This window comes from Streptomyces cavernicola (assembly GCF_029968035.1).
GTDB classification, from domain to species: domain Bacteria; phylum Actinomycetota; class Actinomycetes; order Streptomycetales; family Streptomycetaceae; genus Streptomyces; species Streptomyces cavernicola.
In genome coordinates this window covers 221,269-234,395 of record NZ_JASCIQ010000001.1, presented here as the reverse complement: position 1 = coordinate 234,395, position 13,127 = coordinate 221,269, and the positions used below count along the sequence as shown (strand labels likewise).

General features: G+C 72.8%; 17 protein-coding genes. 11 read left to right on the top strand and 6 right to left on the bottom strand.

What is annotated here, in order from left to right:
• Positions 1-7 precede the first annotated feature (7 nt).
• Positions 8-511, top strand: a complete 504-nt coding sequence (locus QIS96_RS01005) for a DUF6099 family protein (RefSeq protein WP_282540374.1) — start codon at positions 8-10, stop codon at positions 509-511.
• 24 nt (positions 512-535) lie between these two features.
• Here the strand turns inward: QIS96_RS01005 and uriT are convergent, their stop codons facing one another.
• A complete protein-coding gene (gene uriT / locus QIS96_RS01000) occupies positions 536-2,008 on the bottom strand; it encodes a uridine transporter UriT (protein ID WP_282540373.1) in 1,473 nt (490 codons plus the stop codon).
• Positions 2,005-2,952 carry a uridine-preferring nucleoside hydrolase UriH gene (gene uriH / locus QIS96_RS00995; RefSeq protein WP_282540372.1) on the bottom strand — a complete coding sequence of 316 codons (948 nt, stop codon included), beginning with the start codon at positions 2,950-2,952 and terminating at the stop codon, positions 2,005-2,007. The genes uriT and uriH overlap by 4 nt, the downstream gene beginning before the upstream one ends.
• Positions 2,953-3,193: 241 nt before the next feature.
• On the opposite strand from uriH, the gene QIS96_RS00990 reads away from it, so the two are divergent.
• From QIS96_RS00990 to QIS96_RS00975, 4 genes are all read left to right on the top strand, one after another.
• The gene (locus tag QIS96_RS00990; RefSeq protein ID WP_282540371.1) at positions 3,194-4,282 is read left to right on the top strand and encodes a LacI family DNA-binding transcriptional regulator; all 1,089 of its coding nucleotides are present in this window, start codon (positions 3,194-3,196) and stop codon (positions 4,280-4,282) included.
• The gene (gene rbsK, locus QIS96_RS00985; protein WP_282540370.1) at positions 4,279-5,178 is read left to right on the top strand and encodes a ribokinase; all 900 of its coding nucleotides are present in this window, start codon (positions 4,279-4,281) and stop codon (positions 5,176-5,178) included. Before QIS96_RS00990 ends, rbsK begins: the two co-directional genes overlap by 4 nt.
• A 106-nt stretch (positions 5,179-5,284) precedes the next feature.
• On the top strand, positions 5,285-6,208 hold the full coding sequence (locus tag QIS96_RS00980) for an LLM class F420-dependent oxidoreductase (RefSeq protein WP_282540369.1): 924 nt from the start codon (positions 5,285-5,287) through the stop codon (positions 6,206-6,208).
• A 78-nt stretch (positions 6,209-6,286) separates the two neighbouring features.
• Entirely contained in the window at positions 6,287-6,526 is a 240-nt protein-coding gene (locus QIS96_RS00975; RefSeq protein WP_282540368.1) for a hypothetical protein, read from the top strand.
• 27 nt (positions 6,527-6,553) lie between these two features.
• On the opposite strand, the gene QIS96_RS00970 is transcribed toward QIS96_RS00975, so the two are convergent.
• Entirely contained in the window at positions 6,554-7,369 is an 816-nt protein-coding gene (locus tag QIS96_RS00970; RefSeq protein WP_282540367.1) for an SGNH/GDSL hydrolase family protein, read from the bottom strand.
• Positions 7,366-7,956: a PadR family transcriptional regulator gene (locus QIS96_RS00965; protein WP_282540366.1), complete on the bottom strand. Its 591-nt coding sequence runs from the start codon at positions 7,954-7,956 to the stop codon at positions 7,366-7,368. Before QIS96_RS00965 ends, QIS96_RS00970 begins: the two co-directional genes overlap by 4 nt.
• Before the next feature lie 125 nt (positions 7,957-8,081).
• Here QIS96_RS00965 and QIS96_RS00960 point away from each other — a divergent pair, with 125 nt between their 5' ends.
• The gene (locus tag QIS96_RS00960) at positions 8,082-8,555 is read left to right on the top strand and encodes a nuclear transport factor 2 family protein (protein ID WP_282540365.1); all 474 of its coding nucleotides are present in this window, start codon (positions 8,082-8,084) and stop codon (positions 8,553-8,555) included.
• Positions 8,556-8,724: 169 nt separating this feature from the next.
• Positions 8,725-9,291 carry a DoxX family protein gene (locus tag QIS96_RS00955; RefSeq protein ID WP_282540364.1) on the top strand — a complete coding sequence of 189 codons (567 nt, stop codon included), beginning with the start codon at positions 8,725-8,727 and terminating at the stop codon, positions 9,289-9,291.
• A gap of 5 nt (positions 9,292-9,296) precedes the next feature.
• Here QIS96_RS00955 and QIS96_RS00950 read toward each other — a convergent pair whose 3' ends face one another.
• The gene (locus QIS96_RS00950) at positions 9,297-9,806 is read right to left on the bottom strand and encodes a hypothetical protein (RefSeq protein ID WP_282540363.1); all 510 of its coding nucleotides are present in this window, start codon (positions 9,804-9,806) and stop codon (positions 9,297-9,299) included.
• A gap of 253 nt (positions 9,807-10,059) precedes the next feature.
• Here QIS96_RS00950 and QIS96_RS00945 point away from each other — a divergent pair, with 253 nt between their 5' ends.
• From QIS96_RS00945 to QIS96_RS00930, 4 genes are all read left to right on the top strand, one after another.
• Positions 10,060-10,545, top strand: coding sequence for a GNAT family N-acetyltransferase (locus tag QIS96_RS00945; RefSeq protein ID WP_282540362.1), 486 nt, complete (start codon positions 10,060-10,062; stop codon positions 10,543-10,545).
• A gap of 104 nt (positions 10,546-10,649) precedes the next feature.
• Positions 10,650-10,868: a hypothetical protein gene (locus tag QIS96_RS00940; RefSeq protein WP_282540361.1), complete on the top strand. Its 219-nt coding sequence runs from the start codon at positions 10,650-10,652 to the stop codon at positions 10,866-10,868.
• Between the two features lie 53 nt (positions 10,869-10,921).
• Entirely contained in the window at positions 10,922-11,413 is a 492-nt protein-coding gene (locus QIS96_RS00935; RefSeq protein WP_282540360.1) for a hypothetical protein, read from the top strand.
• Positions 11,414-11,460: 47 nt separating this feature from the next.
• Positions 11,461-12,264, top strand: a complete 804-nt coding sequence (locus tag QIS96_RS00930; RefSeq protein ID WP_282540359.1) for a DUF6461 domain-containing protein — start codon at positions 11,461-11,463, stop codon at positions 12,262-12,264.
• Between the two features lie 17 nt (positions 12,265-12,281).
• On the opposite strand, the gene QIS96_RS00925 is transcribed toward QIS96_RS00930, so the two are convergent.
• Positions 12,282-13,088 (bottom strand): alpha/beta fold hydrolase, encoded by an 807-nt coding sequence (locus QIS96_RS00925; protein WP_282540358.1) that lies wholly within the window; start codon positions 13,086-13,088, stop codon positions 12,282-12,284.
• Positions 13,089-13,127: the final 39 nt, after the last annotated feature.

Sequence of the window (13,127 nt, the reverse complement as noted above, 5' to 3'; positions counted from 1 at the left end):
ACGGCAGATGGACGCGGTGCAACTCATCAGGGCGAGCAGAGGCGCGCTCGCGCGCGGACACGACGCGGCGTCCGTGATGACGGAGGCCTGGCAGGCCGAGGCGCTCGCCCAGGCGATAGGCAGCCGCCTCGCGGTGGGCGGCCCGCCCCAACTGCGCGGCGAGGCCCTCGCCCTGAGCGAGGTGAGCGGCCGCGGCTGCGGCGCCCTCGCCGCCGCCCACCCCGGCACGGCGGCGATACGCGCGGCCGACCTCACCGAGATCCGCGACCCGAGAGCCGCGCTCGTCAGCCTCGGCGGACTCCTCGGCGAGGTGGGCATGGCGCTGGTCGGCGTCTCCTGCTCGGCCGAGGGCGAAGTCCACTACTGGAGCTGCGTGGAGGCCATCGACGCCGCGGACGAGTCCCGCGACCGCGTCCTGGAGATGCTCCGCAGACTCGCCCTCAGCGACGAACGCGGCGAGGGCCGCACCCAGGACCTCCCCGCCCCGGACTCCCGGACGGGGCCTCCCTGAGGAGCCCCGCCCGCGAAGCCGTGCCTACTGCGCCTCCGCCTCCACCGGCTTGGGGATCAGGAAGGACGTCAGGAAGGCCGCCGCGAGGAGTGCGACGCCGGCGATCATGCCGGCCGTGTAGCCCGCGGTCGACGCCGGGTCGTCCGGCTTCGTCGCCGTCTGCACCGCGTACAGGACGGCGAAGCTGAGGCCCGCGCCCAGGTTGAACGCGCCCGCGTTCAGACCCGGCAGGAAGCCGGGGTTCTCGCGCGGGGAGAGCACGATGCCGAGGCCGTTGAGGACGATGTTGCCGATCCCCGCGTATGTGACGCCGATGAGGATCGAGGACGCGAGGAGCAGCGCCTTCGAGTCGCCCTGCAGCGTGACGATCATCAGGCCCACCATCGCCGCCGCGCCGATCAGGCCGATGCGCAGGATCCGCCCGTAGCCGAAGGTCGCGGCGAGGCGGCCGGCGAGCGGACCCATGGCGAGGCCCGCGAGGGCGTACGGGGTGAGGGTCCACCAGGCCGAGGCCTCGGCGGTCATGCCGAAGCCGGCGTCGGCGTCCTGCGCGAAGGCCGGGATCAGACCGTTCATCACGGCGAACACACCGGTCATCGTCAGGACCGTCGTCAGGAGCAGCGCCCAGGTGGAACGGCGGCGCAGATGGCGGGTGGCGACGAGCGGGTGCGGGCTGCGGTTCTCCGTACGCCAGAACAGGGCGAAGGCGAGCGCCGAGAGTACGAACAGGGCGGCGACGAGCGTCCAGTTCGCGGCCGCCAGCTTGCCCGCCTCGTTGAGGGCGATCAGGGCCGCACCGACCGACACGACGAGCAGGGCCACGCCCGGCCAGTCCATCCGCGGCACGTCGACGTCGGCGCGCGAGGCCACCGACTCCGGGGTGAGCGTGGCGACCAGGAGCGCGGCGAGACCGGCGACGACGGCCATCACCCAGAACACCGACTGGAAGCCGAAGTGGTCGGCGAGCCAGCCGCCCGCGATCGAGTCGACGCCCGCGATACCGCCGTTGACGGCCGTGATGACGCCGAGCAGCAGCCCGTACCGCTTGGGGTCGTGGACCTCGTTCCGCAGCATGATCAGGCAGAGCGGCACGGTCGGCCCGGACACGCCCTGGACGACGCGGCCGGCGAACAGCAGCGGCACGTTCGTCGCGAGCGCGGCGAGCACACAGCCGACGACCATCAGGGCCATCATCCCGGTGAGCACCTTGCGGCGGCCGACGAGGTCGCCGAGGCGCGGCAGGAACAGGGAGAACAGCGCGGCCGAGGTGAAGAACGCGGTCTGCGTCAGGCCGACCTCGGCGGAGGTCGCGCCGAGCGAATCCTCCACGTTCTTCAGGGCCGGGCTGAGCATGCTCGCGTTCAGCTGGAACGCGAAGCACGCGGTGAGCAGCGCGGCGACCAGGACGGTGATACGGCGGCCGCTGGGCGCACCCCGCCCGGTCGCCGTCCCTGAACTCGCCGCGGTGGAAGCGGAGTTCGGGCGGTCGTGGCTCATACGGTCACCTCGCCGATGCGCTCGAGGGCGTCCACGACGAGGTCCCAGAACCGGCGGTGGTCGAGGTCCACGGCGACCTGCGTGTGACAGTCGGCGGGCGCGGGGGCGCGGAAGTCCGTCACGGTCATGCCGAGCGTCAGCGAACCCGTCAGCTCGATGTCGACGGGCGCCTTGCGGACCGTCATCACGTCCGGGTCGATGACGTACGCGACCGCGCACGGGTCGTGCACCGGCGGGGAGGTGAAGCCCTGCGCCTCCAGGTACATCGCGCCGAAGAAGTCCAGGAGTTCGGTCACGAACGTGGCGGGCTTCGTGCCGACCTTCGCGATCCGCTCCACCACCTCGGGGGTGGCCAGGGCCTGGTGGGTGAGGTCGAGGCCGACCATGGTGACGGGCCAGCGCTCGTTGAAGACGATGTGCGCCGCCTCCGGGTCGATCTTGATGTTGAACTCGGCGACCGGGCTCCAGTTGCCCTGGTGGAAGCCGCCGCCCATCAGGACGACCTCGCGGACCCGCTCGGCGATGCGCGGCTCCTTGCGCACGGCGAGGGCGATGTTGGTGAGGCCGGCCGTCGGGACGAGGGTGATCTCGCCGGGCTCGTGGCTCATCACCGTGTCGATGATGAGGTCGACGGCGTGCCGCTCGTCGAGCTCCAGGGTCGGCTCCGGCATCACGGGGCCGTCGATGCCGGACTCGCCGTGGATGTCGGGGGCCGTCTCGACCTCGCGTACGAGCGGACGGGGGCAGCCGGCGGCGAACGGGACGCCGGTGATGTTCGCGATGCGGGCCACCGAGAGGGCGTTGCGGGTGACCTTCTCCAAGGTCTGGTTGCCGACGACGGTGGTGACGGCGACGAGCTCGACGTCCGGGTTGCCGTGCGCGAGAAGCATGGCGATGGCGTCGTCGTGTCCGGGGTCGCAGTCGAGAATGATCTTTCGGGGCATCGCGGAACCTCTTTGTCCAGGTTGTTCAGCCGAACTGCCGCTGCGGTGCGGAGTTGGGAAAACGTTATCCAGAGAGGATGAGCAGGCGTCCGAATTATGTCAATGCCGGTCAGGGGTGGCCCGTCGAGCCCGTTCGCGAAAACCCATGTAATGGGAAGTTGATCGACAGTGGCTACTGCGGGCGGGGGCTGATAACGTTTTCCGAAACTCTGGCCGTAGGTACGGTCAAAGGGGGTCGAATATGGACGGACGGGAGCCGGGCGTGACCGAGGCGACGCTGCGCGACGTGGCCCGCGCCTCGGGCTGCTCCGTCGCCACGGTCTCCCGCGTCCTGGCCGGCACGCGCCCCGTCGGCGCCGAGACCGCCGAGCGCGTCCGCGCCGCCGCGGCCCAGCTGGGCTACCGCCCCAACCAGGCCGCCCGCGCGCTCCGCAGCCGCGCCACCGGCACCGTCGGCCTGGTCCTGCCGCAGATCACGAACCCCTTCTACCCCGCCCTCGTACGCGAGTTGACGCACGCCCTGCACGCCGACGGCCGCGCCGTGCTCCTCGCCGACTGCGACGACGACCCGGGGGCGGAGGCCGAGCACATCGCCGACCTGCTCGCCCGCCGCGTCGACGCTCTCCTCGTCATCCCGGCCCACGAGCGGCGCAGCCGCAAGGCCGTGGCCGCCGCCGCCGAACGCGTCCCGCTCGTCCTGATGGATCGCGGCTGCGGCGCCGGCCTCGCCGACTCGGTGGCCGTCGACAACACCGCCGGCATGGCCCTCGTCCTCGACCACCTCGCCGCGACCGGCCGCCGCCGCGTCTGCTTCGTCGGCGCCGCCGGCACGGCCTCCGCGGCCGCCGAGCGACGGATCGCGTACGAGTCGGGGGCGGGGACGCTCGACCCGGACGCGCCGGGGCGGGTGTTCCTCGGCGACTTCTCCGTGGAGTGGGGCCGGGCCGCCGTCGACGAGGTGTGGGAGCAGCGCCCGGACGCGCTGGTGTGCGCCAACGACCTGATCGCCGTCGGTGCTCTGCAGCGCCTGCAGCAGCTCGGCGTGGACGTGCCGGGGCGGATCGCCGTCACCGGCTTCGACGACATCCCGATGGCGGCGCTCGCCGCGCCCGGCATCACCACGGTCCGCCAGCCGGTCGCCGAACTCGCCGCGGAGGCGGCCCGGTTGCTCCGCCGCCCCCCGGAGGGCGGCGGCCCCCGCCCGCACCGCACGATACGGCTCGCACCCGAGCTCGTCGTACGGGAATCCAGCGCGCCGCCGCAGGGCGGGCGTCGCCCGCAGGGCACACCGGACAACAACAGGACCGCCAAGCTGGAGGAAGCGCAGTGATCGCCGTCGTCGGAAGTCTCAATCTGGACCTCGTCGCCCCGGTGCCGCACCACCCCGTCCCCGGGGAGACCGTCCTCGGCGGGGACATCGTGCAGCACCCCGGCGGCAAGGGCGCCAACCAGGCCGTGGCCGCGGCCCGGCTCGGCGGCGAGGTCGCCTTCGTGGGGCGGGTGGGCGACGACGCCGCCGCCGACGTCCTGGTGGACGCGGCCCGCGCGCAGGGCGTGGACACCACCCACATCCGGCGCACCGAGAGCGTGCCCACCGGCCGCGCCCTGATCGCCGTGAACCCGCACGGCGAGAACTCCATCATCGTCAGCCCCGGCGCCAACTCCCGTCTGACGGCGGCCGACTGCGAGGCCGCCTGGAGTCCGCTCGGCGCCGCCAAGGTCACCGTCCTGCAGCAGGAGGTGCCGGACTCGGCCAACCACGCCGCGGCGCGCCTCGCGGGCGGCCTGGTCCTCTACAACCCGGCCCCGGCGGTCGACGGCGCGGTGCCGCCCGTGAGCGTGGACCTGCTCGTGCCGAACCGCACCGAGCTGGCCGCGCTCACCGGCACCCCGGAGGCCGGTACGGTCGAGGAGATCGTCGCCGCCGCACGGAAGTTGAGCGGTGCGGGCGCGGTCGTCGTGACCCTCGGCGGGGACGGTGTGCTGCTCCTCGAAGGCAGGTCGAGCCTGCACATCCCCGCGTTCGCCGTGACCCCGACCGACACGACCGGAGCGGGCGACTCCTTCTGCGGCGCCCTGGCCGTGGCGCTCGCCGAGGACCGGACGTTGGAGCAGGCGGCGCGCTGGGCGTGCGCGGCGGCGGCGATCAGCACGACGCGCACGGGCGCGCAGCCGTCCTCGCCCACGCGCGACGAGGTGGAGGAGTTCCTGGCGGCCCGCGGCTGAGACGACCCGGGACCGAGGAGGGCCGGCCGGAGCTGAGGCGAACCGGGGCCGAGGAGCACCGCCCTGGGCCGAGGCGGGGCGGCGGGGCAGGATGCAGGATGGACCCATGGATCTTCGCATCTTCACCGAGCCCCAGCAGGGCGCTTCCTACGACACTCTGCTCACCGTCGCCAAGGCCACCGAGGACCTCGGCTTCGACGCGTTCTTCCGGTCCGACCACTACTTGCGGATGGGTTCGAGCGACGGTCTGCCCGGCCCGACCGACGCCTGGATCACCCTCGCCGGGCTCGCCCGTGAGACCCGGCGGATCAGGCTCGGCACGCTGATGACGGCCGGTACGTTCCGACTGCCCGGCGTGCTCGCCATCCAGGTCGCGCAGGTCGACCAGATGTCCGGCGGCCGCGTCGAACTGGGCCTGGGCGCGGGCTGGTTCGAGGAGGAGCACTCCGCGTACGGCATTCCGTTCCCGAAGGAGAAGTTCGGCCGCCTGGAGGAGCAGCTGGCCATCGTCACCGGCCTGTGGGGCACGAAGGTCGGCGAGACCTTCGACTTCGACGGCAAGCACTACCAGCTCGCCGGCTCGCCCGCGCTGCCCAAGCCCGCGCAGGAGAAGATCCCGGTGCTGATCGGCGGTCACGGCGCGACCCGCACGCCGCGCCTCGCCGCCCGGTACGCGGACGAGTTCAACATCCCGTTCGCCTCGATCGAGGACAGCGAGCGCCAGTTCGGCCGGGTCCGGGCCGCCGCCGAGGAGATCGGCCGGAAGCCCGACGAGCTCGTCTACTCCAATGCCCTGGTCGTCTGCGTCGGCAAGGACGAGGCCGCGGTGGCCCGGCGGGCCGAGGCCATCGGCCGGGACGCGGCCGAGCTGCGCGCCAACGGCCTGGCCGGCTCGCCCGCCGAGGTCGTCGACAAGCTCGGCCGGTACGCGGAGATCGGTTCGAGCCGCGCCTATCTGCAGGTCCTCGACCTGGACGATCTGGACCACCTGGAGCTGATCTCCTCGCAGGTGCAGTCGCAGCTGTCCTGAGGCTGGGTGTCCGGGTATCCGGGTTGCCGCGTCGGCCGAGCGCGAGCGCCGCGTTTCCGGGGTCCTTAGGATTCGGGTGTGGCTGAGATCTCCGATGAACTGATCAGGCTGGAACGCCTCGCGGAGGAAGAGCGGGCGAAGCTCGCGGGCCTTTCCGGCGGGGCGTACGAGGCACAGCGCGAGCGATGGCGCAGCGCCTCGGAGAACGTGCAGTCCGCGATCGCCCGGCACGCGGAGGCGACGGGCCGCAGTCGGGAGTCCGTGGAGGAGGCGGTCCTGAAGGCGGCCCGCCGGGCGCACGAGGATCCGGCGGAGTAGCCCCCGACCGTTCGCAGGTCGGGGGCCTCAGGCCTGGTCCGTACGCACGGGAAGCAGGAGCGGGCGCTTCGCCGTGTGGCCGTCGCCGGAGGACCGGCCGGTGAGGCGGCGGCGCAGCCACGGGCCGAGGAACGTGGCGGCCCAGCGCAGTTCGGCGCCGACGGCCCGGCCGCGACCTGCGGATCCGGCCGGTTCGGCGGCCGGCAGGGGATGCGTCCAGGAGTCGTCGCTGCCGGGCAGGTCGAGGGCGTGCGCGAAGGCCGCCGCGATGCGCTGGTGGCCGATCGGGGCGGCGTGCAGCCGGTCGGGGCTCCACAGGCGCGGGTCGGAGACCACCGGATGGCGGTCGGCCTCGGCGACGGCGACCCCGTGCCGCAGCGCCGCCCGCCGGACCCGGTCGTTGAGCGCGGCGACCCGAGGACTCAGCGGGCGCGCGAGCGGGGTGAGCCGCGCCGGGTCGGGGAACGTCACGGTGGCGACGCGTGCGCCCTGCGCGGTGAGCGCGGCGAACATCGCCTCCAGGTGACCGGCCACCTCGTCGACGTCGAACTTCGGCCGCAGCACGTCGTTCACCCCGGCCATCACCGTGGCCAGATCGGGCCGCAGGGCGAGCGCGGGGCCGAGCTGCTCGGCCCGCACCTGCCCCGCGAGGCGACCGCGCACGGCCAGGTTCGCGTACGTCAACTCCGGGCTGTGGGCGGCCAGTTGCTCGGCGAAGCGGTCGGCCCAGCCGCGCAGCCCGACCGTGTCGTCGCCGTCGCCGAGGCCTTCGGTCTGGCTGTCGCCCAGGGCCACGTAGCGCTCGTACGGGCGGTGTGGGGTGCTCGGGTCGGCGGTCGTCACCGGTCGTCCCCTTCCGCGTCCCGCGTCTTCGGCCGGTCCTGTCGGGCCCGCAGGACGGCGATCGCGCGCTCGCCCCAGTCGAGGTTGCCGCGCTCGAAGGCGAGGCCGCGCAGGCAGGTCAGATACGGGCCGATCGGCCGGCCGTGCAGCAGGAAGTCCTCCTCGGAGCGGTCGCCGCGCATGGTCCGCAGCAGGTGCTCGAAGAGCTCGGCCTTGGTCCGGGCGAAGCCGATGCGCTCGGTGAGCCGCGCGATCAGGTGGTCCGTGTCGACGCTGTCGGCGGCCTGGACCTTGACCATCAGGTCGTCGCGGAGCACGGACGGCTTGGCGGCGGCGGCCGTGAACTCCTCCAGCTCGGCGAGCCCGGTGTCGGTGACCGTGAACAGGCGTTTGTTGGGGCGGCCCGCCTGGACCACCTCGCGGCCCGAGACCAGCCCGCCCTGTTCCAGGCGGGTCAGCTCGGCGTAGAGCTGCTGCGGTTTCGCGTACCAGAAGTTGGCCACGCCCATGTCGAAGGCCTTGGCCAGCTGGTACCCGCTCCGCTCCTCGTCGAGCAGGGCCGCGAGGACGGCGTGGCGCAGCGTCATCGGGTCGACTCCTTCGCCGGTCTGGTTCTGCTGGCGGTCTGGTCAGTCGTGCGTACGCCATGATACTCAAGAAAGTGAGTAGTCATATTCATGACTATGACGCTTTCGGAGGAGGAGCAGGAGCCATGTCAGAAACGGCAGGCGCGGAGGTCACGGTGTACGACCGGACCACGGACCGCTTCAAGGCGGCGGTCGAAGCGCGCGAACTGGGCGTCCTGGACGAGCTGTTCACCGACGACGTCCGCTTCTACAGCCCGGTCAAGTTCACGCCCTTCGAGGGCAAGCCGATGATCGAAGGGCTCTTCGGGGTCCTGCTGCGCACCTTCGAGGACTTCCGGTACGTCGGGCGGTACGCCGGCGTGGCCGAGACCAGCGCGGACGGCGAGGAGTGCCCGTCGACGGTCCTGCTGTTCCGGGCGGTGGCGAACGGGCGGGAGATCCACGGCATCGACCTGCTGCACTTCGACGCCGCGGGCCGGATCAAGGAGTTCACGGTGATGGTGCGGCCGCAGTCCGCCGTACAGGCCCTGGGCGAGGCGGTGTTGGCGGGTCTGGTCGCGGACGGGCTCGTCCCTGATCCGGCGGCCGCCGGGCGGTGAGCCGGCGCCGACGGCGCTGACGGGCGTGCGGTCCTGAGTGGCGGGCGGCTCGGCCCCGGCGAACACTGGAGGGGCTGGACCGGGGCGGCCCGTACGGCCGTTCCGGCCCTGTCCGCGCGGCCCGGTGAAGGGCCGCGGTACGCCGCGCCGTCTGCGTAAGGAACACGACATGGGCTGCCTCAACCGCAAGGACCTCGGACTGCTGGCGATCCGGCTCGGCACGGGCGGTGTGCTCGCCGCACATGGCGCACAGAAGCTCTTCGGCTGGTTCGGCGGCGGCGGGATCGACGGTACGGCGCAGGCGATGGAGGCCATGGGGTTCAGCCCCGGCAGGCAGAGCGCGGTCGCGGCGGGCCTGGGCGAGGCGGGCGGCGGAGCGCTGCTCGCGCTCGGCGCGGCCACGCCCGCGGCGGGCGCGGCGGCGGCAGGCGCCATGGCGGGCGCGGTCGCCGTCCACCGGCCCGCCGGGTTCTTCGCCATGCAGGGCGGCTACGAGTACCCGGCCTACCTGGGCTTCGTCGCCGCGGGCCTGGGCCTGGCGGGGCCCGGCCGCTACTCCCTCGACCACCTCACCCGGCACCGCCTCGACAGCCCCGTCACGCTGGTCCTCGCCTTCGCGGCGAGCGCGGTCGCGACGGGCGTGGTGGTGAGCCGCAGGGAGCGAGCGGTCGCGGAGTCGGCGGCGGCGTCGGAGGAGGCGTCCGAGGCGGAGCCCGAGACGGCGTCCGAGGAGTAGGCCGGTCAGGACGCTCGCGTGGATGTGGGCGTGGATGTGGGTGTGGATGTGGGTGTGGCCGTGGGGGTGGGCGTCGTGGGTGTGGGCGACGGCCCCGTCTTCGACCTGGAGACGTCACAGATCAACGTCACGTGGAAGGACCCCGGCCGGACACCCGCGCGTACGAGCCGGAGGTCGGTCGAGGCCGTCCAGTTGCCCTTGCGGATGGTGAGCGTCGAGTCGGTCAGAGGGCGGGCCCGACGCCAGCCGTCGTCGGAACGGGCGTGCGCGAACGCGGACTTCAGGGCGGACGCGGCGGTCGCCGGGTCGGCCTGGCCGGACAGACGCTCGACGCCGGTGGCCGGGAGCTCGTCCTGAGGCAGCCGTCGTACGGCGATGCCCTCCGCGGCCAGGGCGGACGTCAGGTCGGCGACGACGCGGTCCGCCGAGGGCGTGGGAACCGTCGGCCGAGACGGCAGCGGGCCGAGATCCCGCAGCAGGTAGCCGCAGGCCGACAGGGTCAGGCTTGCGACCACCGCCAGAACGGCGCCCCGCGACACCCGTGTCCCTCGTGACCCCATGACGACTTCCCCCGAATTCCCCAGGCTTCCCCCGACGCGTGCGCTCCGCAGACCTTCCGGTACGGCTGCTGCGGCGGCGGCCCAGTCTCGCATCCCCTTGCAGGTCGGGGGAGTTGAGGGAGGTGGTACGGGCTGCGGCCGTGGTGGGGTGGTGTGTGGGGGCCGCAACTCGGATGCCGGGCGGCGCTCGGTCTGCGAGCATCCGCCTGTGGACATGCGTGAACTGGTATTGCGGCGAGCGGCGGACGCCGATGCGGGAGCGGTGGCCGAGGTGTGGCTGCGCTCGTTCGCCGCGGCGCTTCCCGGCGTACGGCGGGCGCACTCCGACGACGAAGTCCGGTCCTGGTTCCGGGACTTCGTCGTACCGGAGCAGGAGACGTGGGTGGCGCTCGCCGCGGACACGGTCGTCGGGCTCCTCGTGCTGGGCGACGAGGGCGGTGCGGGGGGTGAGGGCGGTGAGTTGGAGCAGCTGTACCTCGACCCGGACCGCCGTGGCCGGGGCATCGGCGACCGCCTCGTCGACCTGGCCAAGTGCCGCCGGCCGAGCGGGCTCGCCCTGTGGACGTTCCAGGTCAACGCCCCGGCCCGGCGCTTCTACGAACGGCACGGCTTCGTCGCCGTCGCGCACACCGACGGGCGGCACAACGAGGAGCGGGAGCCGGACGTGCGGTACGTGTGGGACCCGCGGCGGTGACCCTGGTGACGTCAAGTGTCAGTGGCGGCACGTAGGTTTGGGACCAGGTCGACGGCCACGGACCGGGCGGTCGACAGGGTTGCGTGAACGGGGGCGTGCACACGATGGCGAAAACGGTGCGGGCGGCGCTGAACGACGTTTGGTTCACCTGCCGGGTCTGCGAGGGGGACCTGTTCCGGCGGCGCGAGGTGCTGCTGAACAGCAGCGGCATGGAGTTCATGAAGCTGGCCTGGGCGAACGAGAGCGCCACGGGCCTGATCTGCCTGAGCTGTGGGTACGTGCACCTGTTCACCGGCGGCGGCATAAAGATCCACGCGGCATGAAGATCCACGCGGCGGACCGGTGACCCGGCCGAGACGGCAAGGAGAGGGTGGGCGTGCAGCTGGACAGCAGCGGGACGTGGGCCTTGCTGCGGGAACTGGACGATCCGGATCACATGGAGTTCCCGCGCGGCCATGACCACCGGGCGGTCCGGTCCCGGTTCGAGCAGCTCGCGGCGGGGCTCGACCGGCGGTTCGGGTGCGCCTGCGAGGTGGACCGGGGGGTCCAGGACGCCAGTCACCACGGGCGGATCGACGTCCCGGAGGCCGCCACGCGCAGCGGGCACTGCATCGCCGTGATCGTCAGCAACTTCGGCGGCCTCGTCACGGTGACGTTGGCGCCTCCCGGAAGCCTCGACGAGGACGAGGAGCGCGCGCTCTTCCACGACGACGACCGCCACCGCATCCAGGACGAGCTCGACGCGCTCGGCTACATCTCCGTCTCGCCGCACCTGCTGGAGACGAGATACGACGGAGTGAGCGACCTCGCCGCGTACCGGCCCGGCGAGGTGTCGACCTGGTGGATGCGCTTCTTCGACTACCTGTGACCGGACTGCTTGCGACTGGACTGCTTGTGAGAGGAGACGGACGGACAGTGGCGGGGGAACGGGTCGGCCTGGCCTGGATCGCGGAGTGGCACGAGGTGCACTGTCTGACGCTCGTCGAAGGGCTGTCCGCGCGGGAGTTGCTGCGGCACCTGGGCTGCGCGGACGACGCGGTCCTGACGGTCGCCGACGAGGAAGAGGTCGACGAGCTCGACTGGGGCACCGAGCACTACTGGGACTGGGGGCTCGGGCACGCCGGTGTGGCCGGGGACTGGGCCTTCGTTCTGGAGACGTCGAGTTTCTGGGGCTCCATCGCCGAACGGATCGGTGCGGCCTCCGCGGGGACACGGGCGGTGTGCTGCTACAGCGTGGACCTGCGGACACGCTTCGCGTACTGGGAGGACGGCGAGCTGATCGCCGACGTCCAGATCGTCTCGCCGCACGGCCCCCAGCAGCTGGACGACGAGCGCGGTCTCGATCCGGCCCGGCTGCGGGAACCCCTGCGGAGGGTGGGGGAACGCGAAACCGAAGCGCCCGGCGTCGAAGCCCTCGGCCTCGCCCTGCTCCAGGAGATGACCGGCGTCGAGATCGGTCCGGGGCAGATACCGACCGGCCTCGTGGGCAAGGTCCCCGCCATCGACCTGGGCCCCGAGGGAGACACGGAGGACGCTGACGACCGAGACGGCGACCGAGACGCCGACGGCGACGGCAACCACGGCGACGGTGGCGAGGAGACCGCAGAGGAACCGGGACCGCCCGGCACCTGGGGGCTCGCCCTCCCCGCCGGAGCCCCGCCCGGTGAGCGGACATGGGGGACGGGCGTGCGCAGCGGCGGAGGCTGGGGAGGCATGTAGCCCGAGCCCCGGTTCCGTTACGAGTGAGCCCGGCAGAAGGCCCGTACGGCCCGGTTGAACTCCGCCGGCCGTTCGAGGTTGCTGACGTGCCCCGCTTCCGGGATCACGACCAGCTCGGCATCCGGCAACGCCTCCTGGAACTGCCGGGCCACGCTCAGCGGCGAGCGGGCGTCCTGCTCGCCCCAGAGCAGCAGCGTCGGCACCGACACCGTGGGCAGGACGTCCCGCAGGTCCGTCTCGGCCATGAGGGCCAGCTGCGTCCGCATGCTCTCCGGGCGTACGACGGCGGCCATCGCGTCGAGCAGCGGCGCGTACAGGGCGGGCGGCTCGCCGGCGAACAGCCCCGGCAGGGTGGGGTCGAACTCACCGGGCAGGGCGGCCAGCATCCGGCGCGCGCCCGCCACCCGGGCCCGCACCTCCTCCGGAGGCAGGGAGCCCTTCCAGCCCGCGTAGGTGTCGACGAGGAGCAGTGTCCGTACGAGGTCCGGGCGCCGGCGGTAGAACTCCAGGGCGAGCGTGCCGCCCCAGGAGAGCCCGGCGATGTGCGCGGGGCCGAGCCGCAGCGACTCCACGACCGCCGCAAGACAGTGCGCGTAGTCCGCGAGAGCGAAGGGCTCGGCCGAGTCGGACGGCGCCGGAAGGTCGGAGGAGCGCCCGGCACCCGGCTCGTCCCAGGCCACGACCGTGAACTCGTCCGCGAGCGCGTCGAGCTGCGGCCGCCACGTACGGCCGTCCTCCCCGGCACCGTGCAGGAACACCAGGGGCGGCCCGTCGCCCACCCGGTCGTAGGCGACCTTCAACCCGCTGACCTGCACCGTCACCATGAATTCAGCGTAGGCCTAGGCCTTGGCTCCCGCCTCGTA

Excerpts from the sequence above, each read along its gene's own strand:
- QIS96_RS01005 (WP_282540374.1), top strand. The coding sequence starts at position 8 with ATGGACGCGGTGCAACTCATCAGGGCGAGCAGAGGCGCGCTCGCGCGC.
- uriT (WP_282540373.1), bottom strand. The coding sequence starts at position 2,008 with ATGAGCCACGACCGCCCGAACTCCGCTTCCACCGCGGCGAGTTCAGGG.
- uriH (WP_282540372.1), bottom strand. The coding sequence starts at position 2,952 with ATGCCCCGAAAGATCATTCTCGACTGCGACCCCGGACACGACGACGCC.
- QIS96_RS00990 (WP_282540371.1), top strand. The coding sequence starts at position 3,194 with ATGGACGGACGGGAGCCGGGCGTGACCGAGGCGACGCTGCGCGACGTG.
- QIS96_RS00980 (WP_282540369.1), top strand. The coding sequence starts at position 5,285 with ATGGATCTTCGCATCTTCACCGAGCCCCAGCAGGGCGCTTCCTACGAC.
- QIS96_RS00965 (WP_282540366.1), bottom strand. The coding sequence starts at position 7,956 with ATGACGCTGCGCCACGCCGTCCTCGCGGCCCTGCTCGACGAGGAGCGG.
- QIS96_RS00960 (WP_282540365.1), top strand. The coding sequence starts at position 8,082 with ATGTCAGAAACGGCAGGCGCGGAGGTCACGGTGTACGACCGGACCACG.
- QIS96_RS00955 (WP_282540364.1), top strand. The coding sequence starts at position 8,725 with ATGGGCTGCCTCAACCGCAAGGACCTCGGACTGCTGGCGATCCGGCTC.
- QIS96_RS00940 (WP_282540361.1), top strand. The coding sequence starts at position 10,650 with ATGGCGAAAACGGTGCGGGCGGCGCTGAACGACGTTTGGTTCACCTGC.
- QIS96_RS00925 (WP_282540358.1), bottom strand. The coding sequence starts at position 13,088 with ATGGTGACGGTGCAGGTCAGCGGGTTGAAGGTCGCCTACGACCGGGTG.